General features: G+C 60.0%; 24 protein-coding genes, 2 tRNA genes and 1 pseudogene. 9 read left to right on the top strand and 18 right to left on the bottom strand.

Features of this window, described 5'->3' with window-relative positions:
* Positions 1–12: 12 nt before the first annotated feature.
* From COA65_04530 to COA65_04485, 10 genes are all read right to left on the bottom strand, one after another.
* Entirely contained in the window at positions 13–879 is an 867-nt protein-coding gene (locus COA65_04530; GenBank protein PCJ60102.1) for a multidrug DMT transporter permease, read from the bottom strand.
* A 3-nt stretch (positions 880–882) separates the two neighbouring features.
* Complete coding sequence (locus tag COA65_04525) at positions 883–1,635, bottom strand: molecular chaperone DjlA (GenBank protein ID PCJ60101.1); 753 nt, start codon at positions 1,633–1,635, stop codon at positions 883–885.
* A 167-nt stretch (positions 1,636–1,802) separates the two neighbouring features.
* Positions 1,803–2,084, bottom strand: coding sequence for a hypothetical protein (locus tag COA65_04520; protein PCJ60100.1), 282 nt, complete (start codon positions 2,082–2,084; stop codon positions 1,803–1,805).
* A 32-nt stretch (positions 2,085–2,116) separates the two neighbouring features.
* A complete protein-coding gene (locus COA65_04515) occupies positions 2,117–2,311 on the bottom strand; it encodes a hypothetical protein (protein ID PCJ60099.1) in 195 nt (64 codons plus the stop codon).
* Between the two features lie 104 nt (positions 2,312–2,415).
* Positions 2,416–3,867 (bottom strand): two-component sensor histidine kinase, encoded by a 1,452-nt coding sequence (locus COA65_04510; protein ID PCJ60098.1) that lies wholly within the window; start codon positions 3,865–3,867, stop codon positions 2,416–2,418.
* Positions 3,860–4,537, bottom strand: coding sequence for a DNA-binding response regulator (locus COA65_04505; protein ID PCJ60097.1), 678 nt, complete (start codon positions 4,535–4,537; stop codon positions 3,860–3,862). The genes COA65_04510 and COA65_04505 overlap by 8 nt, the downstream gene beginning before the upstream one ends.
* Before the next feature lie 98 nt (positions 4,538–4,635).
* Positions 4,636–5,460: a sulfate transporter gene (locus COA65_04500; GenBank protein ID PCJ60096.1), complete on the bottom strand. Its 825-nt coding sequence runs from the start codon at positions 5,458–5,460 to the stop codon at positions 4,636–4,638.
* Positions 5,461–5,517: 57 nt separating this feature from the next.
* Positions 5,518–5,591 (bottom strand) — tRNA-Gly (locus COA65_04495).
* Between the two features lie 49 nt (positions 5,592–5,640).
* Entirely contained in the window at positions 5,641–6,447 is an 807-nt protein-coding gene (locus COA65_04490) for an iron export ABC transporter permease subunit FetB (GenBank protein ID PCJ60095.1), read from the bottom strand.
* Complete coding sequence (locus COA65_04485; GenBank protein PCJ60094.1) at positions 6,432–7,040, bottom strand: ATP-binding protein; 609 nt, start codon at positions 7,038–7,040, stop codon at positions 6,432–6,434. The genes COA65_04490 and COA65_04485 overlap by 16 nt, the downstream gene beginning before the upstream one ends.
* A 170-nt stretch (positions 7,041–7,210) precedes the next feature.
* Between COA65_04485 and COA65_04480 the strand changes: the two genes are divergently transcribed.
* Genes COA65_04480 through COA65_04470 form a run of 3 tightly spaced genes read left to right on the top strand, consistent with a single transcriptional unit; the run spans position 7,211 to position 9,636 of the window.
* The gene (locus COA65_04480; GenBank protein ID PCJ60184.1) at positions 7,211–7,879 is read left to right on the top strand and encodes an ABC transporter permease; all 669 of its coding nucleotides are present in this window, start codon (positions 7,211–7,213) and stop codon (positions 7,877–7,879) included.
* The gene (locus COA65_04475) at positions 7,876–8,595 is read left to right on the top strand and encodes an ABC transporter ATP-binding protein (GenBank protein ID PCJ60093.1); all 720 of its coding nucleotides are present in this window, start codon (positions 7,876–7,878) and stop codon (positions 8,593–8,595) included. The genes COA65_04480 and COA65_04475 overlap by 4 nt, the downstream gene beginning before the upstream one ends.
* A 51-nt stretch (positions 8,596–8,646) precedes the next feature.
* Positions 8,647–9,636, top strand: a complete 990-nt coding sequence (locus COA65_04470) for a GTP 3',8-cyclase MoaA (GenBank protein ID PCJ60092.1) — start codon at positions 8,647–8,649, stop codon at positions 9,634–9,636.
* 1 nt (position 9,637) lies between these two features.
* Here COA65_04470 and COA65_04465 read toward each other — a convergent pair whose 3' ends face one another.
* The 5 genes from COA65_04465 to COA65_04445 all read right to left on the bottom strand — a co-directional run bounded on the left by COA65_04465 (position 9,638) and on the right by COA65_04445 (position 13,954).
* The gene (locus COA65_04465) at positions 9,638–9,955 is read right to left on the bottom strand and encodes a hypothetical protein (protein PCJ60091.1); all 318 of its coding nucleotides are present in this window, start codon (positions 9,953–9,955) and stop codon (positions 9,638–9,640) included.
* Positions 9,955–10,206 (bottom strand): molybdopterin synthase sulfur carrier subunit, encoded by a 252-nt coding sequence (locus COA65_04460; protein ID PCJ60090.1) that lies wholly within the window; start codon positions 10,204–10,206, stop codon positions 9,955–9,957. The genes COA65_04465 and COA65_04460 overlap by 1 nt, the downstream gene beginning before the upstream one ends.
* The gene (locus COA65_04455; GenBank protein ID PCJ60089.1) at positions 10,203–11,456 is read right to left on the bottom strand and encodes an FAD-dependent oxidoreductase; all 1,254 of its coding nucleotides are present in this window, start codon (positions 11,454–11,456) and stop codon (positions 10,203–10,205) included. Before COA65_04455 ends, COA65_04460 begins: the two co-directional genes overlap by 4 nt.
* Positions 11,457–11,581: 125 nt before the next feature.
* Entirely contained in the window at positions 11,582–13,429 is a 1,848-nt protein-coding gene (locus COA65_04450) for an aldehyde ferredoxin oxidoreductase (protein ID PCJ60088.1), read from the bottom strand.
* Between the two features lie 18 nt (positions 13,430–13,447).
* The gene (locus COA65_04445) at positions 13,448–13,954 is read right to left on the bottom strand and encodes a (Fe-S)-binding protein (protein PCJ60087.1); all 507 of its coding nucleotides are present in this window, start codon (positions 13,952–13,954) and stop codon (positions 13,448–13,450) included.
* A gap of 697 nt (positions 13,955–14,651) precedes the next feature.
* Between COA65_04445 and COA65_04440 the strand changes: the two genes are divergently transcribed.
* Positions 14,652–15,779 carry a hypothetical protein gene (locus COA65_04440; protein ID PCJ60086.1) on the top strand — a complete coding sequence of 376 codons (1,128 nt, stop codon included), beginning with the start codon at positions 14,652–14,654 and terminating at the stop codon, positions 15,777–15,779.
* 21 nt (positions 15,780–15,800) lie between these two features.
* Here COA65_04440 and COA65_04435 read toward each other — a convergent pair whose 3' ends face one another.
* The 3 genes from COA65_04435 to COA65_04425 form a co-directional block, all read right to left on the bottom strand.
* Positions 15,801–18,134 (bottom strand): hypothetical protein, encoded by a 2,334-nt coding sequence (locus COA65_04435; protein PCJ60085.1) that lies wholly within the window; start codon positions 18,132–18,134, stop codon positions 15,801–15,803.
* Positions 18,135–18,205: 71 nt separating this feature from the next.
* Positions 18,206–18,282, bottom strand: a tRNA-Pro gene (locus COA65_04430).
* A gap of 113 nt (positions 18,283–18,395) precedes the next feature.
* Complete coding sequence (locus COA65_04425; GenBank protein ID PCJ60084.1) at positions 18,396–19,481, bottom strand: farnesyltranstransferase; 1,086 nt, start codon at positions 19,479–19,481, stop codon at positions 18,396–18,398.
* A 76-nt stretch (positions 19,482–19,557) separates the two neighbouring features.
* Between COA65_04425 and COA65_04420 the strand changes: the two genes are divergently transcribed.
* From COA65_04420 to COA65_04400, 5 genes and pseudogenes are all read left to right on the top strand, one after another.
* Positions 19,558–19,782 (top strand): hypothetical protein, encoded by a 225-nt coding sequence (locus COA65_04420; GenBank protein PCJ60083.1) that lies wholly within the window; start codon positions 19,558–19,560, stop codon positions 19,780–19,782.
* Positions 19,766–20,536 (top strand): methyltransferase, encoded by a 771-nt coding sequence (locus tag COA65_04415; protein PCJ60082.1) that lies wholly within the window; start codon positions 19,766–19,768, stop codon positions 20,534–20,536. Before COA65_04420 ends, COA65_04415 begins: the two co-directional genes overlap by 17 nt.
* A gap of 100 nt (positions 20,537–20,636) precedes the next feature.
* On the top strand, positions 20,637–20,852 hold the full coding sequence (locus COA65_04410; protein PCJ60081.1) for a hypothetical protein: 216 nt from the start codon (positions 20,637–20,639) through the stop codon (positions 20,850–20,852).
* A 12-nt stretch (positions 20,853–20,864) separates the two neighbouring features.
* Positions 20,865–21,737, top strand: a complete 873-nt coding sequence (locus tag COA65_04405; GenBank protein PCJ60080.1) for a glycine--tRNA ligase subunit alpha — start codon at positions 20,865–20,867, stop codon at positions 21,735–21,737.
* A 3-nt stretch (positions 21,738–21,740) separates the two neighbouring features.
* Positions 21,741–23,213 (top strand): annotated as a pseudogene (locus COA65_04400) (glycine--tRNA ligase subunit beta).
* Positions 23,214–23,451 lie beyond the last annotated feature (238 nt).

Here is a 23,451-nt window from a genome sequence, read left to right as displayed (position 1 = left end):
GTTAGACGCCGGTCAGATTCCGGCGTCGATGCGTACGGGACGGCGCAGCACGATGATGGCCACGCCGGCAAGGGTCACGATGCCACCGGCAATGGTCTGCCAGGCCAGCGTTTCGCCCAGCACCACCATGCCTGCTGCGACGCCGAAGATCGGCATCAGCAAGGCAAAAGGCATCACCTGATTGATCGGGTACCATCGTAACAGACGGTACCACAAGGCGAACGAGATAACGGTGACGACCCCGGCGATGTAGATCAACGCCGTCCAGGCGGTCCAGTCGGCTGTCTGTGCCGCTTCGATCTGGCCGGTTTCGAGAAAGAAGGAAACGGCAAAAAGTTGCGGTGCCGAAAAAATTGCGACCCAGCCATTGATCTGGTTGCCGTCAGTCAGCCGCATGCGTTTGACCAGAATATTTGCTGCCGCCCAGAAGAAGATGCCGATCAGGATAAACAGCACCGGCAGGAAGTCCGCTCGCATTTCCGGCCTGCCGGTGATTAGCACGATGCCGGCAAAGGCGGTGACAAGGCCGATGATGCGCCGCCAGCCGATCCGCTCGCCAAGAAACGGCACGGCGAGCAGAGAGGCGAAAGGCACCTGCATCAAAACCAGGAGGATGGCCAGGGACGCGTCGATGCTTTTAAGGCCGGTAAAGACAAAGCCGTAATGCAGCGTCCCCATCATCAGCGACAGCCATAGAAGTTCGCGGATATGGCCGCGTGGGCTTTTCAGGAAAGGCAGCAACAGCAACGCCACGACGCAGGCGCGCAGTGCGGTAAAAAAAATCGGTGGAATCTGGGTGATGCCGATCTTGCTGGGAACAAAGGCCATCCCCCAGATGACCATGATGGCAAGGGCCAGCGCGATGTGTTGCGGCTTCATCGCCTAACTGCGGCCGCGCATTTTTTCAATCTGGGCATAGGCATCGTTGATGCGCGCCATTTTTTCATTGGCGATTTCGATGAATTCCTGGGGCATGCCTTGCGCCATCAGCCGGTCGGGATGGTTTTCGCGGATGAGTTTGCGATAGGCCTTCTTCAACGCTTCGTCGGAGATATCGGGTTTGACGTCCAGCACGTCGTAAGGGTCGACGCTGCCTTCGCCCAGATGCGCCGCCGCAATCCGCTCAAAGGCCTGGGCGTCGAAGCCGAAAATCCGGGCGACCTCTTTTAGATAAGCGATTTCCTCCGGGGAAACCCAGCCATCGGCCCGGGCAATATGAAAAAGCCCACCCAGAAGGTCTTCAAGGACGACGCGGTGATGGGCAAACAGGGTGGCGATCTGGTGGGCGTAAGGCTCGAAGCCCGCCGATTCCTTCCGCGCCCGGTTGAACAGCACGCCCACTTCGGCTGCGGCCGATTTCGGCACGTGAAAGATTTGTTTAAAAGCGCGGATCTCGTCCTTCGTGACGACGCCGTCCGCCTTCGCCATTTTTGCCGACAGCACGATGACGGCGGTCGTAAAGGCGGCCTGGCGGGTGGCGGACAGGTCGGCACCCGCCTGTCCATGAACGCCTTGCGCGCGCTCAGCCTTGCCGCGGTCATAGGCATGGCCGGCGATGGCGCCAAGGATGGCACCAAGCGGTCCGCCGAGGGCGAGCCCTGCGGCGCCGCCGATCAATTTTCCCCAGATTGCCATGGATGCCTTGTCTTAAAAAAGGGATGCCTTGTCTTAAAAATGCAACGGCGACCTTAAACCGGATCGTGGCCCAACGCCAGATATGGGCTGAGAGGCCTTTGGTTCCGTCCTTGGTTCCGATCCCTTCTTGCCGGTAAACTTTGCCCGGCACGTAGGCGAAATTTCCTTCAACGATGGAACGCTATGCCGATGCCGCGTTGCAGGGGATGCGCGATCTTCTGAGCCTTGAAGCTGGCGCAGCAATCCCGCCATAAAAAGACGCCATAAAAAAATGGCTGCGCTTGCGCATATGAACCGGACGGGCCCGGAGGGGCAATGAGCGGCTTTGCGTTGCGCCACGCAATCACCTTGTCGGCGTCGTCACCGGCCAAGGCCATGCGGGGCTTTCTTTCCTTGCCACGGGCCTTGGAAGGCGGCAGCAAACGCCGGTCTGCGCCCGCTTTTTTCATCAGGCGTGACCGCGACCGCTAACGAATCTGCCCTAAAATCGTTGATATTCTGCGGTTTTTAAACATTGCAAAAAATTCATGTGGCCGTCATCCAGCTGCAAGGTGGGGTGGCTTAAAACCGATACTGCAAACACAGAAAACAGATCCTCCGCATCGAAGTTTTCCCTAAAGGCTTCGATGTACAGCCCGCCGCGAATGACAAGTCGCGGAGGTTTCCGGGCTCTCACCTCGGCTCCCTTCTGACCGGCCGTGGAATCGAGGGCTGATGGGTCCGGAAAGGCGGCTCGCGAACTCCCTCGCGAGCCGCCTTTATTTGCAACCCCCCTGTTTCTCAGGCTTGACGGTTTTCCGTCTGGCCGTCGTCTTTCCGGCAGCGCTGGAAGGTGAGGGTTATCCGCAGGCCCGGCGCGTTGTCGTCCAGTTCAAGGGTGGCCCGATGCAGCTTTGCCACCGCCGCGACAAGACTTAGCCCCAGGCCGGTGCCGGGGGTTGCCAGATTCTTTTCCAGCCGGACGAAGCGTTGCAGCACGCGTTCGCGATCCGCCGCCGGAATGCCGTCGCCGCTGTCTTCAAGAACAAAGCAGACCTGTTCGGGTGTCGTTGTGACGTTCAGCCGGATGGTGCCTCCGGCCGGCGTGTATTTGATGGCATTGTCGAGAAGGTTCGAGAACGCCCGGGCCAGAGTCTGGCGGTTGGCAAGCACCGGCGCGGTTGCGGCGAGGGAGGCTTCCAGGTGAAGCTGCTGCTCGTTCGCCATTGGCTCGTAAAGCTCAAGCAACTCCTCGGCAAGATCGGTCAGGTTCAGCGGCGCCATCTCAAGGCGCATCGCGTCTGCCTCGACACGTGCGATGTCGATCAGCGCGTCGAAGGTTGCGCGGATATAATCGGTCTCCTTGATGGCCCCTTTCAGGGCGGCCCGGTAGGCGTTCATGTCCGGTGCACCGCGAAGCGTCATCTCGATCCGGTTTTTCAGGCGGGTCAGCGGGGCACCCAGATCATGGGCGATGCTGTCCGTTACGGCGCGCATGCCAAGCAACAATTGTTCGATCTGGTCGAACATCTCGTTCAGATTTGCGGAAAGCCGGTCAAACTCGTCGTCGGTTCCGCGCACGGTGACGCGTTTTGTCAAATCGCCGTCAATAATTTGCCGGCTGATTTTGGCAATCGAATCAACCCGACGCAGCATCTGGCGGCTAAGAAGCAGGCCGCTGATAAAGGCCAGCAGGGTCATAAGGAAAATCGACAGGGCAACCGTCGCCCGCATCACTTCCTGGAAACGCTCGCGCTCGCCGATGTCGCGGCCGACCAGCGCGTGATAGCCGTTCGACAGATCAATGACTCGCGCCCGCATCTGGCGGGAGACTTTTTCTTCACCCTCACCATGGCTGATACGGAAATGAATCCATTTGCCGTCCTCTGGAGGTGCCAGAGGAAGGATGGCCGCCTCGGCGGTGCCGGCTGGCTCGGCGGTGTCGGCTGGCCAGGCGCTTAAATTTCCGGTGATCCGTTCGTAGCGATGGTTCACAAGCAGATAGACCGCGCCCGGTGCCTTCAAATTAACGGATCGGTGTTGAATGACGTTGGCGATCCCACGCAGGCCAAGAAGGCTGTATTGCTCGACAAGCCCTTTCGTTTCCGCGTCGATAACGTTGTTCGTTTCCGCGTCGATGACCTCGATCGTTGCGTAATAGGTGAAGCCCAGGATGGCAAACATGGACAGCCCAAAGACGGCCATGTAAAGGACCGCCATTCGAAAGGCCGAGGTTCGAAACAGTCTAATCATTTGCACGAAGCAAATACCCCGCACCGCGAATCGTATGGATCATCGGTTTTCCAAAGCCCTTGTCGATTTTCTGGCGAAGACGGCTTACCTGCGCGTCGATGACATTCGTATGAGGGTCGAAATGATAATCCCAGACCCCTTCCAGCAGCATCGTCCGGGTGACAACCTGGCTGGCGTGGCGCATCAGATATTCAAGAAGGCGGAATTCGCGCGGCTTCAGCTCAATTTCTTTGCCTGCCCGCTTGACCGTCCGGGCGATCATGTCCATCTCCAGATCGCCGACGTGAAGCCGGCTTTGTTCGCCCTCGCTATCCTTGCGCCGCAGCAGAACCTCGATCCGTGCCAGCAATTCGGAAAAGGCGTAAGGCTTGGCAAGGTAATCATCGGCGCCGGCCTTCAGGCCGCTGACGCGGTCGTCCACCTGGCCGAGCGCGCTTAAGAGAAGAATGCGGCTTTTGATGCCCTGTTCGCGCAAAAGCTTGACGATGGAAAGGCCGTCCGTATGGGGCAGCATGCGGTCGATAATCAGAAGGTCAAAATCGCCGGTTGATGCAAGCAGAAGGCCGTCGCGGCCGTCCGCTGCGTGATCGACAACATAGCCGTGTTCCTTCAGGCCTTTCATAAGATAGGCCGCCATCTCGTGGTCGTCTTCGATGATTAAGATGCGCATGCAGGCTCTGCTTCTGGCGGGTACGCTCGCCCTGTCGCGAAGGATCCAGTTTCGGAAGTATACGGTCTTGGCGACGGAAAAGAGAGCCTATCCGGATGTCAGGGGGCGTTTTTCTTGTAATTTGGAAAGAAAAGCTGCTTGCCGTTTATCCGGAAGGCGGCGATGGCGGCTTGCCCTCGCTTCGAGGTCAGCCAGTCGACGAAAATCCGCGCCGCTTCGGCGTTCAAATGCGCAAAGCGTTCCGGGTTGACGCGGATAATGCCATAGGGGTTGAGAAGCCGGGGGTCGCCCTGGACGGCAAGGATAAGCCGCCGCCGGTTCTGAAAACCAAGCCATGTGCCGCGATCCGTCAGCGTGTAGGCGTCGGCCGCCGCCGCCGTGTTCAGGGTGGCGCCCATGCCGGAACCAGTCTCGCGATACCAGTCGCCAGAGGCCGGGCGGACATCGAAATCGATCGCCCGCCAAAGGTCGCGTTCCATCTTGTGGGTGCCGCTGTCGTCACCGCGTGAGACAAACATCGCCTTGTGTTTGGCGATCTTCCGCAGGGCGTCGCCGACATCATGCACCCCCAGGATGCCGGCCGGGTCGTCACCGGGGCCAACGATCACAAAATCGTTGTACATGACGTCGCGGCGGTCGATCCCATAGCCTTCGGCGATGAAGCGATCTTCCGACGACCGGTGATGAACAAGCAGAACGTCGGCGTCGCCTCTCTGGGCAAGCTTCATTGCCTGGCCGGTGCCGACGGCGACGACGCGGACCGCAATGCCGGTTTCTTCCCTGAAGATGGGCAGTAGAAAATCATAGAGTCCGGAATTTTCCGTCGATGTCGTTGAGGCAAGAACGAGCACTTTTTCTGCTGCCCAGACGGGGCTGATGCAAAACAGGCCAAGCAGGACGGACAGCACGTTTCGAAAAGACATAAAATTTTCCAGCGTCTTTCAGGCGGGCCCTTTCAGGCGGGCCCGTTTTTGTGACAATGGAGCGGGTGAAGGGAATCGAACCCTCGTCACCTGCTTGGGAAGCAGGAGCTCTACCATTGAGCTACACCCGCGTGCGGCCGCCACTTTAGGCGGCGGCTCGGCCCTTGTGCAAGGGCCGCCTTACTTGGCCTTGCGCAGGCGATCCAGGCGCAGGCGATGGCGGGAATCCGTCAGCCGGTGCGCGCCCGCCAGAATCGCTGCGAAGACGCCAAGGCCGGTGCCGCCAACAATCAGGAACATAATCAGCAACTGGTATTTGATGGCGTGCATGGGGTCCGCCCCGGCAAGAATCTGCCCGGTCATCATGCCTGGCAGCGAGACCAAGCCCGTCGCCGCCATCGCGTTGACGATCGGGATGAGGCCGCTTCGCATCGCCTCGCGGATGACGTTGCGAAAGGCATCGCGCCATTTGTGGCCCAGCGCCAGCCGCGCTTCGATGGCGACGCGTTCGCGCGCGACCGTCGTCATCAGCGTGTTCAGGCCAAGGGCGACGCCGGTCATCGTGTTGCCAAGGATCATGCCCAGAATGGGAATGGCAAAGCGTGGGTGGTACCAGGGGTCCGGTTGAATCTGGGTGGTGAGGGCCAGCACCGTTACGACCATGGCCGCCATCAGCACGCTGGTCGTGCCAAGGCCATAGGTCCACCAGCCGGCCAGGCGCCGTTCCTGGCGGGCGGCGATTTCACGACCGGCGAACAGCACCATGGCCAGGGCCACAAAGCCTGTCAAAACGGGGGAGACGCTTGTGAAAAGCGCGTTCAGGACAAGGCCGACAAGGCTAAGCTGAACGACCATTCGCAGGGCGGCGATCAGCAACTGGCTTTCAAGGCGCAGGCGCAGGCCGAAAGAAAGGCCCGCGTTCAGCAGGACAAGCAGCGACGCAAGCGCAAGGTCGCCATAGCTTAAGGCTATTACGTCGGCGCCCATTGTTCCTCGCTTTCAAGGCGTCCCTGGTTGAAATGCAGGCAGCGTTTTGCCATGCGCTTTCCCTGGGCGGCGTCATGGGTGACAAGTACGATCGCGGTGCCTTCGTCCAGGGCGTGTTTCAGCACCGCTTCGACCGCTGCTATGGTGGTCGCGTCCAGACCGGATGTCGGTTCGTCCAGAAGCAGCACGGCGGGGTGAAGCAACAGCGCGCGTGCAAGGGCCAGGCGTTGGCGTTCACCGGTGGAAAGCCGTGCGACCTCCCAGTCCAGCGCCGTCACCGGCAGCCCCAGGCGCGGGAAAAGCGCGCGCGCCGCGTGGCTGTCTGGGAAATGCGCGGCGACGTCGTCTGCCCACCAGCCGGAATCCGGCGGCAGGTAACAGACTTTTTGCCGCCATTGCGGGGCCGTCAGGCTTTGCCGCTCAACGCCGTTTAGGGTCACCCGCCCCGTGCCCGGGTCCAGATCGGCGATGGCGCGCAGGAACAGCGTTTTTCCAGAGCCGCTTGGCCCCATGACGGCGACGCATTCGCCGCTGGCGATCGCGGCATCGATTGCGGCCAGGTGCTCCGTCTGCAACGCGTTGATCTGCAGCATGTCTAGGTTGTAGCGAAATGCGGGCCCGGCGTCACCGTTTGCCGATTTGCAATCCTTTCCACGCGCCGGAAAGGGCAGTAGATTTTCGACGGCCCGAGATACTTTGACGGCTCAAGACACAGGGAAACGCCGTGAACGATTTTGCAACCGCCTTTGCCCATGCCTTTGCGATGATCGGGGCTTTTGATCCCGACCTCGTCAGCATCGTCGCCCTGTCGTTGCAGGTCAGCCTGACCGCCGTTGGCATCGCTGCGCTGATCGGCCTGCCCCTTGGGGCGGCCGTCGCATTGTTCCGCTTTCCGGGCGTCGGCGTTCTTGCTGTCCTTTTGAACGCGATGATGAGCCTGCCGCCGGTTGTCGTCGGCCTCATCGTTTATCTGTTGATCTCCCGGGCCGGGCCTTTGGGCGTGCTTGGGCTTCTGTTCACGCCGACGGCGATGATTATCGCCCAGGTGTTGCTGGTGGTGCCGATCATCGCCGCGCTCACCCGTCAGGTGGTCGTCGATTTATGGGACGAATATGGCGAACTTTTGCGTTCCCTTGACATTGGCCGCGGTCGGATGATGGCAACCCTGCTTTGGGACGGGCGCGCCCGGGTGCTGTCGGTGGTGCTGGCGGGTCTGGGCCGCGCCATGGCCGAGGTGGGCGCCGTCATGATTGTCGGTGGCAACATCAACCACGTGACCCGCGTCATGACGACAACCATTGCGCTGGAAACCAGCAAGGGAAATCTGACCCTTGCCCTTGGGCTGGGCATTCTGCTGCTTGGGATCTCACTGCTGATCAATGGGGCGGTTTATGCGATTGGCAACGCGGCGTCGCGACGGGGCATTTCATGAGTGCGACAATCTTTCCTCTCGTGCTGACGGATCTTGCCTATGAAATAGGCGGCCAGGCCTTGCTAAAGGGCATTTTCCTGGACATTCAGGCGGAGGACCGCACGCTCATCCTGGGGCCGAACGGCGCCGGGAAAAGCCTGCTGCTTCGTCTTTGCCACGGCCTGCTGTCGCCAACAGAGGGGCGGATCGCCTGGCATGAACACAGCCAGGAAGAAGCGATGCACGCCCAGGCGATGGTTTTTCAACGCCCGGTGATGCTGCGCCGTTCGGTGGCCGGCAACGTTGCCTATGCCCTGGCCGGTCGCGGTGTTGCGAGGGCCGAACGTCATCGCCGGGTTGCAGAAGTTCTGGGCCGAACCGGCCTGACCGCGAAGGCAAAACTGCCGGCACGCGTCCTTTCCGGTGGTGAACAGCAGCGCCTGGCCCTTGCGCGCGCCTGGGCGGTCCGGCCCCAGGTGCTTTTTCTGGACGAGCCGAGCGCCAGTCTCGACCCGGCGGCGACCCGGATCGTTGAAGATGTTATTCTTGAAATTCAGGCCAGCGGCACGAAAATTGTGATGACGACCCACGATCTTGGCCAGGCGCGACGGCTTGGCGAGGACATCCTTTTCCTTTGCGGCGGCCGGCTGGTCGAGCGGAAACCGGCAGCAGCCTTCTTTTCCGGCCCGGAAAGCCCGGAAGCGGTGGCCTTTCTCGCAGGCCGGCTTACGTGGTAAACTGACGGTTGTGGCCCCACCAGACGGCTGGAAAGAAGGAACCGACAACCCATGATGGACCCCTTTGGACGCGACGTGACCTATTTGCGGGTTTCCGTGACGGACCGGTGCGATCTGCGTTGCGTTTATTGCATGTCGGAAGACATGACCTTTTTGCCCCGGCGCGATTTGCTTTCCCTGGAGGAGCTGGACCGCGTCTGCAGTGCCTTTGTTTCCATGGGCGTGCGCAAAATCCGCATCACCGGCGGCGAACCGCTGGTGCGCCGCGACGTGATGACCCTGTTTCAGAATTTGGGCCGCCATCTAAAGACCGGCGACCTTGACGAAGTGACCCTGACGACAAATGGCAACCATCTTGCGAAACATGCCGTGGCGCTTTACGAAGCCGGGGTTCGCCGCATCAATGTTTCTCTCGATACCCTGGATGCGGACCGGTTCCGCGCGCTCACGCGCTGGGGGAAGATCGAAACCGTGCTGGAAGGCATCCAGGCGGCGAAGGCAGCGGGGCTGAAGGTGAAGATCAACACCGTTGCCCTGAAAGAGACGAACGAAGACGAGTTCGACGCCTTGCTTGCATGGTGCGGGGACCAGGGCTTTGACTGGACTCTCATTGAGACGATGCCTCTGGGCGAGATCGAACAGGATCGGATGGACCAGTATTTGTCCTTGGCAGAACTGCGCCGGCGGCTTGAAAAACGCTGGACCCTGCGCGACAGCGACCATCAAAGCGGTGGACCGGCGCGGTACGTGGATGTTGGGGAAACGGGCGGCCGAATTGGCTTTATTGAGCCGCTTTCCCACAATTTCTGCGAATCGTGCAACCGGGTACGGCTGACCTGCACCGGCAAGCTTTACATGTGCCTTGGTCAGGACGATTGGGGCGATCTGAGAACCCCGGTCCGAGAGAGCGAAAGCGATGCCCTTCTGGTTCAGGCCATTTGTGAGGCAATCGGGCGCAAACCCAAGGGGCACGACTTTGTCATCGACCGGCGCGATGCGGCACCGGCCCTTCGTCGCCATATGAGCACCACCGGCGGTTAATTCAGCCGCCGCCGCGCCGGGTGCGCAGAATGAAGTGGTTGAGAATGGCGTTCGCTTCGTCCTCGCTATAGCCGTGAAAGGCAAAATCGATTGTCGTTTCCGGAAGTTTGAACTCGGCGCCAAGCCGCCGCTCGCGCTCTTCGCCAAGGGCAACGACGATTTTCTTTTTTCCGTCCGTTACGGTCAGACCCGTTCCCTGGATGCAGACGGGGAGGGGGTCAAAAATTCTTTGGAAGGCGCGGAACAATTCGACATGGCTGTAGGAAAGCTCAAGCACGCGCCGTTGCGGCGCGCTCTCGCTTTTCGGCGCGTCTGGCATTATCCGCCTGCAAGGGGAGGCCACATGGCGAGCGTGTCTCCCTCTTTGAGAGCCTGCGCAGCAAGGTCGCTGGGGGCGACGTAAACGCCATTGACCAGCGTCAGGTGAACCATTTTCATGGCAATGCCAAGCCTGTTGACGACGTCTTGAGCGGAGGCATTGTCGGCGAAGTCCATCTCGCCCACATTTTTCTTCGCATCATCGGGCAGAAAGTCGCTAAGTGAGCTGTAGAATTTTAGAGTAATTTTCATGCTTGTGCCTGGGTTGTTGCCAGATAAGCGGACATGATAAGGGTCGGGTCCGCAATCAGTTTGTCTTTCCATGGGCCGAGATGCGTCTGGGTCTGAATAAGCCCTCGCAGCACGCCGACATGCTGGGTCAGTCCAAGGGCCTGGGCGCCGATAAGAACGTCGTCCTTGAACTCCAGGCGCAGGTAATGAAAATTTTCTTCGTCCAGCAATTCACCATGTTCGCCGCCTTCGACGCCCATCCATAGCCCGAAGGAGCTGGAAATCAGCCCCAGCGTGTTCAGTACGTTCATGTTCAGCGAGCCCGGATGGGGCGTTGGAACGCCGGCCATGTTCTGGGCGGCGATGCGGCCATGTTCCGTCGCCGTTGGCTGGATGGCTTGGACCTCATAGCCGCCGGTCGAAAAATCCCGTCCTTTGGCGCAATCGCCGGCGGCGTAAATATTGGCCAGATTTGTCCGCATGTGCGGGTCAATCAGGATGCCGTTGTCGGCTTCAATGCCGCTGCCATCAAGATAGTCGAGGGCGGGCGCAACGCCGGTTGAGGCAATAATCAGATCGGCCTCCAGCGTCCTTCCACCTTCCATCTGGATGGCATAACGGGGTGTCTTGTCTTCCCGCTTTTCAATCTTGATAACCTTTGTTGATGTGTAAACGGCAATGCCCTTTTGTTCGCACCACCGTTTGATCAGGCCGCCGCAGGTTTCGTTCATCATGCGCGGGACCATGCGGTCCCCCATCTCGACGATCGTAAGATCGACGCCCGTCGCGGCGATCGCTTCCATGATGATGCAGCCGATGAAACCGGCACCCATCTGGAGAACCTTCACGCCTTTCCTGCATTTTTTTGCAATCAGGCGCGCGTCCTCCAGGGTCCAGCAGCCGGTGATTTCCGGGTCGTCAATGCCGGGGACCGGCGGGCGGGTTGGATAGGCGCCACTTGCCAGCAACAGCTTGTCATAGGTGACCGTCTTGCCGTTTTTTAAATGGAGTGCCTTTTTCTTCGGATCAATTTTTGTGACCCGGCCATGCTGACAGGTGATGCGATTTTTTTTGTAATAGTCGGTGCTGGTCTTGAGGTGGGTGCCCGCTTCCTTGATGTCGCCGATCAGATAATAGGGGATGGCCATCCGCGAATAAGGTGGCTCTGCTTCGCCGCCGATCAGCAGGATTTCGTCTTCCGGGCATAATTTGCGCAGGGTGGTGGCGGCGATCACGCCGGACGGGCCGGCGCCAATGATGACATGCTTCATTCGCTGTCCTTTCCCTTGCGGCCCGAATCAGACGCGCACGCGCAACGTCGGCGAAAAAGAATCAGGGAAGGTACGCATCGGCACCTTCCCTGGCATTCCTGTGGCGGCTTCACCTGTGGCGCGGCTTAAATGCTTAGCCGTTTCAGCGTGCTGTTGGATGGCTTGCCGTCCGGGGTCCAGCCGCGAAGCTCGTAATATTCCGGCAGCATCTTGTCGAGTTGGGCAACCAGCCCCTTGGCGGGGCCGGTCTTCGCCGGTTCCGTGAGCAGCCGTTTCGGCAGCGTGTCGTCCGCCTTCGTCAGGCCGGCTTTGTTGTTGAACATGCGTTCCAGATTCCAGATGCGTTCGCCGACTTCCATCATCTTTTCCATCGACCAGTCGCCTTCGCAGCCGCTCTGGACGAGCTGCTGATACTGGTCGAGGGTCCAGGCAAAATTCGGGAACACGCAGAGGCCGGTTGAATCGATGGCGGCGGTGACATCCTGGGAAAATTTCGTAACCTCTGCCTTGCCGTCCGTTACCAGCGGGTCGACCTTCATATGGACGCCGAAAATCTCGACGGCAATGGTGTAGCCACGAAGGTGGCAGGCACCGCGATTGCTGGTGGCATAGGCCAGGCTCATGCCTTGCGCCCCGCGTGGGTCATAGGCCGCAAATTCCTGGCCCTTGACGGTCATGGCAATTTCCGGATGGCCGTATTTTTCGCACAAACGCTTTGAGCCAAGGCCGATGTCCTTGCCAAAGCCTTCGTTGCGGCCGGTCAGTTCCACCATCTGGACAAGGGCTTCCGCCGATCCGAAGTTCAACTTGATGCCGCCGGTTTCCTTGTCGGTGATGTAGCCCCGTTCGTACAGCTCCATGGCGGCGGCAAGCGAGGCCCCAAAGGAAATCGTATCCATCGACTGCTCGTTGCAGACGCTGTTTGCAAAGGTCAGGGCTTCAAGGTCGTCGATGCCGCAATCGCCGCCCATGGCCCAGGACGATTCATATTCAAGCCCGCCGGACGCGCCGAGATAACGCGGCTTGTCCTTTACGGAAAAATGGCTCGGGTCGATTTTTGCAATCCGGCCGCAGGCAATCGTGCAGCCAAAGCAGGCGGCGTTGCGAACCATGTTCGTCTTGCCGTCCGATGCCCGCTTTTCGAACATCGCTTCGCCGCCGATCCGGCTGGCGCCGTCGAATTGCACGTCCTGATGGTTGCGCGTCGGGTAGATGCCGGATTCGTTGATGACGCTGGTCACCCCCTGGGTGCCGTATTGCGGCAGCCCTTCACCGGTAAAGGCGCTTTCCTTCAGGTCCCGTTTTGTCGCCTGCGCGACTTTCATGAACTCGCGCGGGTTCGCGACCCGCACGCCCGTGGTGCCGCGGCATGCGATGGCCTTCAGGTTTTTTGATCCCATCACCGTGCCGACGCCGGAACGTCCGGCGGCGCGATGCAAATCGTTGACAACACAGGCATATTTCACACCGGCTTCGCCGGCAATGCCGATGGACGCGACGCGGATCAACGGGTCCTGATGGGTCTTTTTGATCCATGGTTCCGTCTCCCAGACGGTCTTGCCCCAAATTTTGTCGGCGGGCAGCAGCTTCACCTCGTCATCGTTGATCCAAAGATACACGGGCTCTTTCGCCCGGCCCTCAAGAATCACCATGTCGTAGCCTGCGAATTTCAGCTCGGCGCCGAAATAGCCGCCGGAGTTTGAGCACGCGATTGCGCCGGTCAACGGGCTTTTCGTGGTCACCGTGTAACGGCCGGACGTTGACGCGCTGGTTCCGGTCAGCGGGCCGGTGGCGAAAATAAGCTTGTTCTTGGGGGAAAGTGGATCGATGGCGGGGTCGATTTCCTCATAGAGGTATTTCGCTGCCAGACCCCGGGAGCCAAGGTAGAGTTGCGCCCATTCCATGTTAAGGGGCTCGGTCTCGCAGGTTCCCTTTGTCAGATTGACCCGCAAAAGCTTTTTATGCCAACCCATGGCGATCTCTCCTGATGTTTAGTGCCCGGCAGAGACTTGCGGCGTGTCCGTCGTCGACTCTGCGCCCGTATCGGTTTTGGCGGCCCAGGCTCGCATCTTGTCGAGCCCCGTCCAGTTCGCATCGACATAGGTGATGGCTTGCGTCGGACAGGCCTTCGCACAGGCCGGATCGCCACCACAAAGGTCGCATTTGATGACTTTGCCGCTTGCCTGATTGTAGTTCACCGTGCCGAAGGGGCAGGCGATAGTGCAGACTTTGCAGCCGACGCAGATGGCTTCGTCCACTACCTTGGCGCCCGTTCCGGCATCCATCTTGATGGCATCAACGGGGCAGGCCTGGAGGCACCAGGCCTCTGCGCATTGCGTACAGGTGTAGGGAACGAAACGCCCCTCTTCCTCGAAGTTGAAAATCTTGATTCGGGAATGCGCAGGGTTAAAAGACCCCTCCAGTTCAAAGGCGCACGCCATCTCGCATTGCAGACAGCCTGTGCATTTGTTGGGATCGATGTTTAGGGATTTCTGCATTCCGGTATCCCCCCTCTATCTTTTTATAGGCGGCTTTGTGCCGCTCTATGTTTAAAAACTAAAAGCCAAAGGGGTGCCTGTCAACGTGGCACCCCTGCTGTCGGTTGTTCTCCGGCGGTGACGGCATTGTATAGCGGTCGCGACGCCAGAGTAACTCTAAAGAATTTGTGGGTTTTTCCGATTTTCCGGTTTTTCCCGGATTTGTTTCGAAGGCCGCCACCTCTTCTCAGGCGCCGACTTCAAGATCGGCAAGCATTTCTTCGGTCATCTCGAAAATCTCCCCGCAATGGGCGCAAGTCAGCTCCCCATCCTTTCGGGGCGATTGCTGCAGTGGGTAGACGTACATGCACGCTGTGCATCGGTAGAGAATATCGGGAAGTTCGGTGTTGGAGTCCGGATTTTCGCCTGGATTGTCTGCCAATGCCTGCCCCTTTTGGAGGGTTCAACCAGCCCAGCGCCAAGTATAGGGCCCCTTGAGACACCCTGCAACCACCCGGAAGGCTGGTTTTTCCGGAAAATGGCGCAAATAAAGGACGCACAAGGGCCGTCCTGCGTAACGAAACTTTAACCAAGTCCGCCTAATTTTGTAGAAGAAAAGCAATCCACAGGCGACCCACAACGGAATGGCTTTCTTGACCCACAGCTTTCCCGGCCACAGCTTTCCCGGCCCAGGCCCAGGCCCGGTCCCGGTCCCGGCATGACGGAGCGGCTTAACCAGGCGGACGTCGCGCATCTGCTCAGCGATCCTTCGCCGGACGCACGCGCACGCGCGGCGGCCAAAATCGCAAGCCAGTTTGACGCCGGTAGCCTGAACGCGGCCGAACGCGACATTGCCGAACAGATCTTTCGCGTCATGATGCAGGATGCGGCGCTTCGTGTGCGCGAGGCACTCTCCCAAAATTTGAAGGCCTGCACCTTTCTTTCCCATGACGTGGCCGTGACGCTGGCCAAGGATGTGGCGACGGTTGCGGTGCCTGTTCTTGAAGCAAGCGACGTGCTGACGGATGCCGACCTTCTTGAAATCATTCAGAACCAGGGTGTCGAAAAGCAGCTTGCCATTTCCAGACGCCGCCAGGTTTCTGAACAGATTTCCGACGCGCTTGTCGAAACAGGAGAGGTCAAAATCGTCGCCAATCTGGTACGCAACGAAGGGGCCGAGCTTTCCGAAGATACGCTGCACAAGGTTATCGACGGCTTTGGGGAAAGCGATCTGGTCCAAGAGCCGATTGTGAAGCGCGCGCAGCTTCCGGTTTCAATTTCGGAACGGCTGGTGACGCTTGTTTCCGACAGCCTGCGCGAACATCTGGTGGCGCATCACGACTTGCCGCCGGACGCGGCAAGCGACCTCATTCTGCAAAGCCGGGAGCGGGCAACCCTTGGCCTTCTCGATGGGCGCTCCGACGAACCGTCAGCAGAGGCGCTTGTCCGGCAATTGTACGAGAACAACCGTTTGACGCCGGGGATCGTTTTGCGCGCAGCCTGTGTCGGCGACATTGATTTTTTTGTTGCCAGCCTGGCAATCCGCGTTGGCGCGCCGTTCGCGAATGCCTATCGGTTGATTTTTGACAAAGGGCCTTTGGGGCTGCAGGCGATTTACGAACGAAGCGGCCTGCCAAAAAATCTGTACCCGGCCTTTCGGATTGCTATCGACGTTGCTGGTGATACGGATTACGACGGTGGGCCTGCCGATCAGGAACGGTACAGTCGGCGCATTATCGAACGCATCCTCACCCAATATGAGGATTTGGAGGGCGGCGATATTGAATACCTTCTGGGCCGGATGACGAAGCTGGGTGCTGGTGAAAATGCGCAGTCGCACACATAAAGATGGCGGGTGCTACGGCGCTCAGGTTGCGACCGGTTTCTCACACCAAAACTGATACATGTTGATAAAGGCGCTTGGGTGTGCCGCTTCAAAACGATTCCAATTGCCAAGATTGGTCATGGTCGGGTCCTCAGGGTATTGCGTTGCATAGGCTGGCCCCATGCTGGGATCTTCCAGGTGAAAGCCTGCGAAACGAAGCCCAAGCTGGTCAAGAATCTTTTCGATCTGCGGCAGGGTAAAGTGATGCTCTTGGACGTGAAAAAGAAGATCGCGGCAGCCATTTAGATCGAAAAGATCCTTGCAGCGCTTGAACGTCTCAAAATCTGGAAGGCCGGCGTCATCGCCATCGAAGAAAAGGCGTTTGCGTAACGCGCGCATGTCTTTCGGCGTTGGCTGCAGGCCAAGGTCGGCGATCCATTTTCTGGCCGCGACGATGTCCTCGCGCGCGCGCGCGCTATAAAGGGCGACAAACATTCTGCCGCCGGGGCGCAGCAGGTTGGTCAGGACCGACCACCCGGCGACGGGGTCCGCCATGTGGTGAAGCACGCCGCCGCATTCGATCAGTGGAAACTGCTTCTTTAAAATATCCAGCTTTAGAAGGTCGGCCTGAAGAAAGTCGATGTTTTCGACGCCAAGCCGGCGCGCCATGCGGACGCCGTAAGCGAGGCTGGTTCGGCTTAAATCGACGGCGGTAATGGGAACATGGGGATGGCGCAACGCGCGTAAAATCGCCTGCTGGCCGCTGCCGCAACCGGCAACCAGAATTTCATTGGGTGCGTCGCCGTCGTCGGGTGATTTTGCCGGGGCCGGGGCCGGGGCTTGCGGGCGGTCGGCGGAAAACCAGCGTGGATAGGGGTGCTCCTCATAAAGGGAGCGGACGGCGCGCGAAATGGCATCCTCAATTGGGGTCAGGGTCGCCAGCTTCTCTTTGATTCCCTGTTCTTCCAACCAGTCAAGCCACGTGCGCTGCACGATGGGTTGAAGGAAGTCCGGCCAGTCGGCAAGCGGCTCTGCCTTTTGTTTGTCGATGCCGGCAAGGCAATGCAGGGGCGCGTAAAGCGAAAACAAAAGCAGCTTGTGGCAAAAGGCGTCGTCTTTCTTCAACTCGCCAGCCAAGGCAAGGCCGGTTTCGATCTCACCTTTCAGGGCGGCCAGCCGGGTTTCCTCCTCGGGCGTGACCAGAAACGCATAAGCGTTGTTCAGCCCCTGTTCGCCAAGGGCGCTCAGGAATGGCCGTGCGCCCGAAGCCATGTCGCCGCCCATGTCGCCGCCCATGTCGCCGCCCATGTCGCCGCCCATGTCGCCGCCCGTGTCGCCGGCCAGAAAAAAATGGCGGCGAAGACGGGTCAGGCCGCGTTCCAGTTCGGGGTCGATGTTGATTGTTTTCGCAAGCAGGGCCAGCAGCAGCGGGTCCTTTAAGAACGCGTCGGGGGTGGCTGTGCCGGACGCGGGCGCGTCCGTTGCAAAAATTTCGGGATATTTGTAACGAATCTGCTCGGCGCCAAGGGCGGCCAGTTTCTGATACCCGACGGCATCGGACGCAAAACATTGCAGCAGCAAATTCTCGATCGGCGGCCGGTACGTCCGGGACGGCAGGAATTGCAGCACCTGGGCCAGGCCAATCCGGGGCGCTTCGGGGAAGGCTGCGTCCATGGCCAGCGCCTGTTCGTAATGGAACATGGCGCGCTTCAAATCGCCCTTTTCATAGGCCATCTCGCCAAGGTTGCAGTGGGCTTCGGCAAAATCCGGCTGGTAAAGCAGCGCTTTTTTGTAATGACGGCGCGCTTTTTCGGGCGCGTGCAAATCGCGCAGGACGTTGCCAAGCTGGTTGTGGGCCGCCGCCGAGTCGGGCGTTAGGGCGATGGCGCGTTCCAGTTGCGCCGCAGCTTCCTCGGGTCGGGCAAGGGCGCGTAGCGCGTTGCCATAGGCCATGCGTCCGTCCGCATGATCGGGCTGGCGGGCGAGGAAGGCGTCGAAATGGGGAACGGCTTCGTTTGGGCGGTTGCTTGCCGCCAACGCGATGGCCAGGTTGTAATGAATGGGGGGCAGGTCCGGGTCCAGGGCCAGCGCTTTTTCATAATGGGGGATGGCTTCGGTGCTCCGCCCCAATTCCTGCAGCACATTGCCAAGATTGCCGTGGAACGAAGGTATGTCCGGGTTTTGTGCGATGGCGCGGCGCAACAGGCCAAGGGCCGCTTCCGCGTCCCCGCGTTGATGGGTCAGCACGCCCAGCAGATGCAGGGCGTCGGCCTGGTCCGGCGTTTTTGCCAGAATGGCCTGATAGAGGGCGGCCGCTTTTTCCAGCTCACCGGCTTCGTGGTGGCGTAGCGCTTCGGCGAGGGTGTCGGTGCTCATCGATCGTTTTGTGCGTTCTTTATGAAGGCCATTGTGCCCTGTTTTTTTTCGACATAACTATTTGATTTAGTTGGTCGGAGTGAGAGGATTTGAACCTCCGACCCCCGCCTCCCGAAGACGGTGCTCTACCAGGCTGAGCTACACTCCGATCCGTGAGGGCGCCTTATACCCCTAAAATCGGACGTACGACAAGCGGGTGCGCGTGGGCCGGGGTCGTTGGCAGATTTTTGGCCTGATAGGCGTGGCCGAATAGGCGCAGTCTTAATAGGCGCGTTCGATGCAGAAATCGATGAGGCCGGCCAGGGCTTCTTTTTCCGGTCCCTGGGGGAAGATGCCAAGCGCGTCCCGGGCCATGGACCCGTAATGGCGCGCGCGTGCGATGGAATCGCTCAAGGCGTCATGGGCCTTCATGATGTCGATGGCGCGTTCAAGATCGCCCTCTTTTTGATCCTGTTCCTCGACCGTCCGGCACCAGAAATGGCGCTCCTCCTTGCTGCCACGGCGAAAGGCGAGCACGACGGGCAGGGTGACCTTGCCTTCCCGGAAATCGTCGCCAATCGTCTTGCCAAGAATTGCCTGCTGGGCGGAATAGTCGAGCACGTCGTCGACAAGCTGGAACGCGGTGCCAAGGTTGCGGCCATAGCTTCGCAGGGCTTCTTCCTCGATCTTGGGGCGATCCGCCAGCACGGCGCCAATTTCGCAGGCGGCGGCGAACAGGGCTGCGGTTTTTGCCTGGATGACCTCAAGGTAGCTGGCTTCGCTGGTTTCCGGGTCGTTTGCCGTCGCCAGTTGCATGACTTCGCCTTCGGCGATGGTGCTGGCCGCCTCGGAAAGGATGGCAAGCACTTTCAGCGATCCGTCGGCCACCATCAGCTGAAAGGCGCGCGCGAACAGAAAATCGCCGACAAGCACGCTGGATTCATTGCCCCAAAGCACGTTTGCCGAGGCTTCGCCGCGGCGAAGGTCGCTTTCATCGACAACGTCGTCATGAAGAAGGGTCGCCGTATGGATAAATTCGACGCTGGCTGCAAGGCCGATATGGCGCGTGCCCTTATGACCGCACATTCGCGACGCGACAAGAGTCAGCGCCGGTCGTAATCGTTTGCCGCCGGATGCGATGAGGTGCTGGGCAAGTTGTGGAATAAGGGGTGCCCGGCTTTGCAGGTTTTCGAGAATGACCTGATTGACTGCGTTTAAGTCCTCGCGAACCAGCGCGCTTATCTGTGCAAAACCGGCATGCGCCTTGTGATCGGCGGCGCCAAGGCTTGCGGTGCCAAGGTTTACGACGACTCCCACCTGAACCTCTATCCCTTGCGTTGCTTGACATGCAACTGGTCTGGCGAGCATAGAAGTCCCGTTCCGCGTCGGTCAAGGCGCTTGTCGTCCAAAAACGCGGGCCATTCCGTCTGAAAGACGCAAAATTATGGTCGAATTGCTACGAACGAACGAACCGGTGCTGCTTTCCCTGATGCTGGCAAGGCTGGAGGAAGAAGCCATTCCGGCGGTTGTTCTCGACACCTATATGAGCATTCTGGAGGGGAGCGCTGCGGCCATCCCAAGGCGGTTGATGGTGGCCGAAGCCGGTTTTTCCAGGGCCCGGGAAATTCTTCAGGAGGTGGAAGCGATGGGAAATGAAAACGGCACCTGAATGGAGCGAGGACGCGCTGTTGGATGGCCGCGTCAGGCTGGTCCAGGCGCGAAGCGGCTACCGCGTGGCGATGGATTCGGTCTTCCTTGCCGCCGCCGTGCCGGCGCGCGATGGCGACCATGTGCTGGACATCGGCACTGGCAGTGCCGCCGCCGCCCTTTGCCTGGCCCGGCGTGTTGGGGGCGTGGCGGTGGACGGCCTTGAAATTCAGGACGCCATGTGCCTTCTGGCGGAACGCAACATCGGCCTGAACGGCGTTGGCGATCGCGTGCGGGTTCTGTCCGGCGATCTGCTGGACCCGCCTGCGGTTTTCGCAGGGGCGCCCTTCGCAGGGGCGTCTTATGACCATGTCATGGCGAACCCGCCGCATCTGGAAGCCGCGAAGGCTGTCTTGCCGGCGGCGGCCGACCGCGCCATCGCCCATGTGGAAGGCCGGGCGTGTCTGGCCGATTGGGTGCGCTTTGCGCTTCGCATGGCCCGGCCGGGGGCGACGCTGACCTTTCTGCACCGTTTTGACCGGTGCGAGGAATTGCTGGCGCAGCTGGCCGAAGGCGCCGGGGCGTTGCAGGTCCTGCCGCTTCTTCCCATGGCGGGGAAGGCGGCCAAGCGTGTCCTCGTTCAGGGCCGGAAAGGGGCTGCGGCGTCGCAGAACTTCTGCGACGGGCTTGTGCTTCACGAACCGGACGGCAGCTATACCAAGGCTGCCCAGGCCGTTCTTCGCACCGCCGACGCGTTGGTTCTGGGTGCGGTGTGATGGCGCTGGTTGGCAACCTGCCTTCCTCGCCGTATGTTTGCCAAATCTGCGTGTGCCATTCGGGTCTGGTCTGGATGGGTGCCGGATTTGAGGAACCAATATGTTTGCACTTGGTCTTGTGAAGCTGCTTGTTGCCGGCGTTGTCCTCGGCGTTCTCTGGTACGGCTATCGGTGGGTTAGTGGGATGGTCGGGCATCGGCCTGGCACGGACAAGGGCTCCGACGCGTTGGAAATGAAGGAATGCCCGGTTTGTGGAATTTATCGCCCGGTCCAGGGCGCCTTCGCCTGCGATATCGAAGACTGTCCCTATAAGTAAAGCGGAACGGCGATGACAGTCCCTTCTTTTCAGGAACTCATTTTACGGCTTCAGGCCTTCTGGTCGCAGGAAGGCTGCGTGTTGTTGCAGCCTTACGACATGGAAGTCGGTGCCGGCACCTTTCATCCGGCGACGACGCTGCGCTCCCTTGGGCCCAAGCCATGGCGCGCGGCCTATGTTCAGCCCTCGCGCCGGCCTTCGGACGGGCGCTATGGCGAGAACCCGAACCGCTTGCAGCATTACTACCAGTTTCAGGTGATCTTAAAACCGTCCCCAAAAGACGTTCAGGAAATCTATCTGCGCAGCCTTAAACATCTTGGGATTGACCCGGCGCGTCACGACATCCGCTTTGTCGAGGACGATTGGGAAAGCCCGACCCTTGGTGCCTGGGGGCTTGGCTGGGAGGTCTGGTGCGATGGCATGGAGGTGACGCAATTCACCTATTTCCAGCAGGTGGGTGGCATCGAATGCGATCCGGTTTCGGCCGAGATTACTTATGGGCTGGAACGTCTGGCGATGTACGTCCAAGGGGTCGAAAACGTCTTCGACCTTGACTGGAATGGTGCGCCCGGTGAGGCGCGCGTGACCTATGGCGATGTGTTCCTTCGGAACGAGCGTGAATATTCGGCCTATAATTTTGAACATGCAAACACGGAACGCCTGTTGCATCACTTCGCCGACGTCGAAGCTGAATGCAAGGACCTGATTGTCCAGAAACTTTCCCTTCCGGCGTATGACCAGTGCATCAAGGCTAGCCATATTTTTAATCTGCTGGATGCGCGCGGCGTTATCAGCGTGACTGAACGCGCGTCCTATATCGGGCGCGTCCGTCAGCTTGCGCGCGCGTGCTGTGAAGCCTGGCTTGAAGGCGAGGGCGGCGCGTAAACGATGGCAGAGCTTTTTCTCGAAATTCTTTCGGAGGAAATCCCGGCGCGCATGCAGAATCCGGCGGCGGTTGATCTCAAACGCCTCGTTGCGGCCGGGCTGAAACAGGCCGAGCTTGGCTTCGATGCCATTGACGCTTACGCAACGCCCCGGCGGCTGGCGCTGGTGGTAACGGGCCTGCCAAAGGCACAGCCCGATATTGTTGAGGAACGGCGCGGCCCCCGGGTGGGTGCGCCGGAAAAGGCGGTTGCCGGTTTTCTTGCGTCCACGGGGCTTTCCCTTGAGGCATGCGAGCGCCGGGAAACGGCAAAAGGTGAATTCTATTTCGCCACGATTGAACGCAAGGGCCAGCCGGCGGCGGACGTGCTGGCGCCGCTGCTTGAAGACATCCTGTCCCGTTTTCCCTGGCCGAAATCCATGCGCTGGGCTTCGGGCCGCACGCGTTGGGTGCGGCCCCTCCATGGGCTGACCTGCCTTTTCGATGGCCGGGTCGTGCCGGTTTCTTTCGGTGGCGTCCAGGCCACGGACCAGACGGTGGGCCACCGTTTTCTCGCTCCAGAGGCCTTCCAGGTGAAGGACTTTGCCGATTACCACAATCGCCTGCGTGGGGCCTATGTCATGCTGGACAAGGACGATCGCCGCCAGGCCATTGCTGCGGACGCGGCGCTGGCGGCAAAGAACGATGGCCTGGCCCTGCTTGGCGAAGACGGCCTGCTTGACGAGGTCGCGGGCCTTGTCGAATGGCCTGTCGTGCTGCTGGGCGATATTGACTCCCGTTTTATGGAACTGCCGCCGGAAGTGCTGACGATGGCGATGCGGACGCATCAGAAATATTTTTCTCTTTTGAAACCGGATGGCAGCCTTGCGCCGCGTTTTCTTGTGGTTGCCAATGTGCAGGCCGCCGATGGCGGGCTGGAAATCATTGCCGGCAACGAACGTGTGCTTCGTGCCCGCCTGCAGGACGCAAAATTTTTCTGGGATCAGGATCGAAAATCGGCCCTGGTGGATTGGTTCCCCGGTTTGCATGGGGTGGTTTTCCATAGCGGCCTCGGCACCCTTGCGGATCGCGCTTTTCGCCTGCAGGAACTGGCGTCGGGTCTGGCGAAACAGACCGGGGCCAAGCCGGCCCACGCACGCCGCGCCGGCCAGCTTGCAAAATGCGACCTGCTTTCCGGCATGGTCCATGAATTTCCAGAACTTCAGGGTGTCATGGGGCGCTATTACGCCCTTGGCGATGGTGAGCCGCCGGAAGTGGCCGACGCGATTGCCGAACATTACGCGCCCAAGGGGCCAAAAGATGTCTGCCCGACGAAACCGGCAAGCGTTGCCCTGGCCCTTGCCGACAAGATTGATCTGCTGGTCGGTTTTTTCGCGATCGGCGAAAAGCCGACGGGTTCAAAAGACCCCTTCGCCCTTCGTCGCGCCGCCCTTGGCATCATTCGCCTTGTTCTGGAGAACGGCTTGCGGCTTGGCTTGCGCGCGGTGTTTGAGAGGGCTGCCCGGCGCTTGCCCGAGGCCGTCGGGATGCGGGACGTGGCCCCCGTCGACGCAACCGTTCTGTTAACGCATCGCTGTCTGGAACAGCTCTACCTGGATCGCATCCTCTCGCGCGGCGACCGGGACCGACTGGACCAGCCCGCCCTGCGCACCGCCGCACGAACCAACCTGGGGTTGCAGACCCAGCTGATTCCCGGCTTCGACAGCTGGCTGACCA

It is taken from the genome of Rhodospirillaceae bacterium (assembly GCA_002746255.1).
Classification (GTDB): domain Bacteria; phylum Pseudomonadota; class Alphaproteobacteria.
This window is presented reverse-complemented; position numbering and strand designations above follow the sequence as displayed.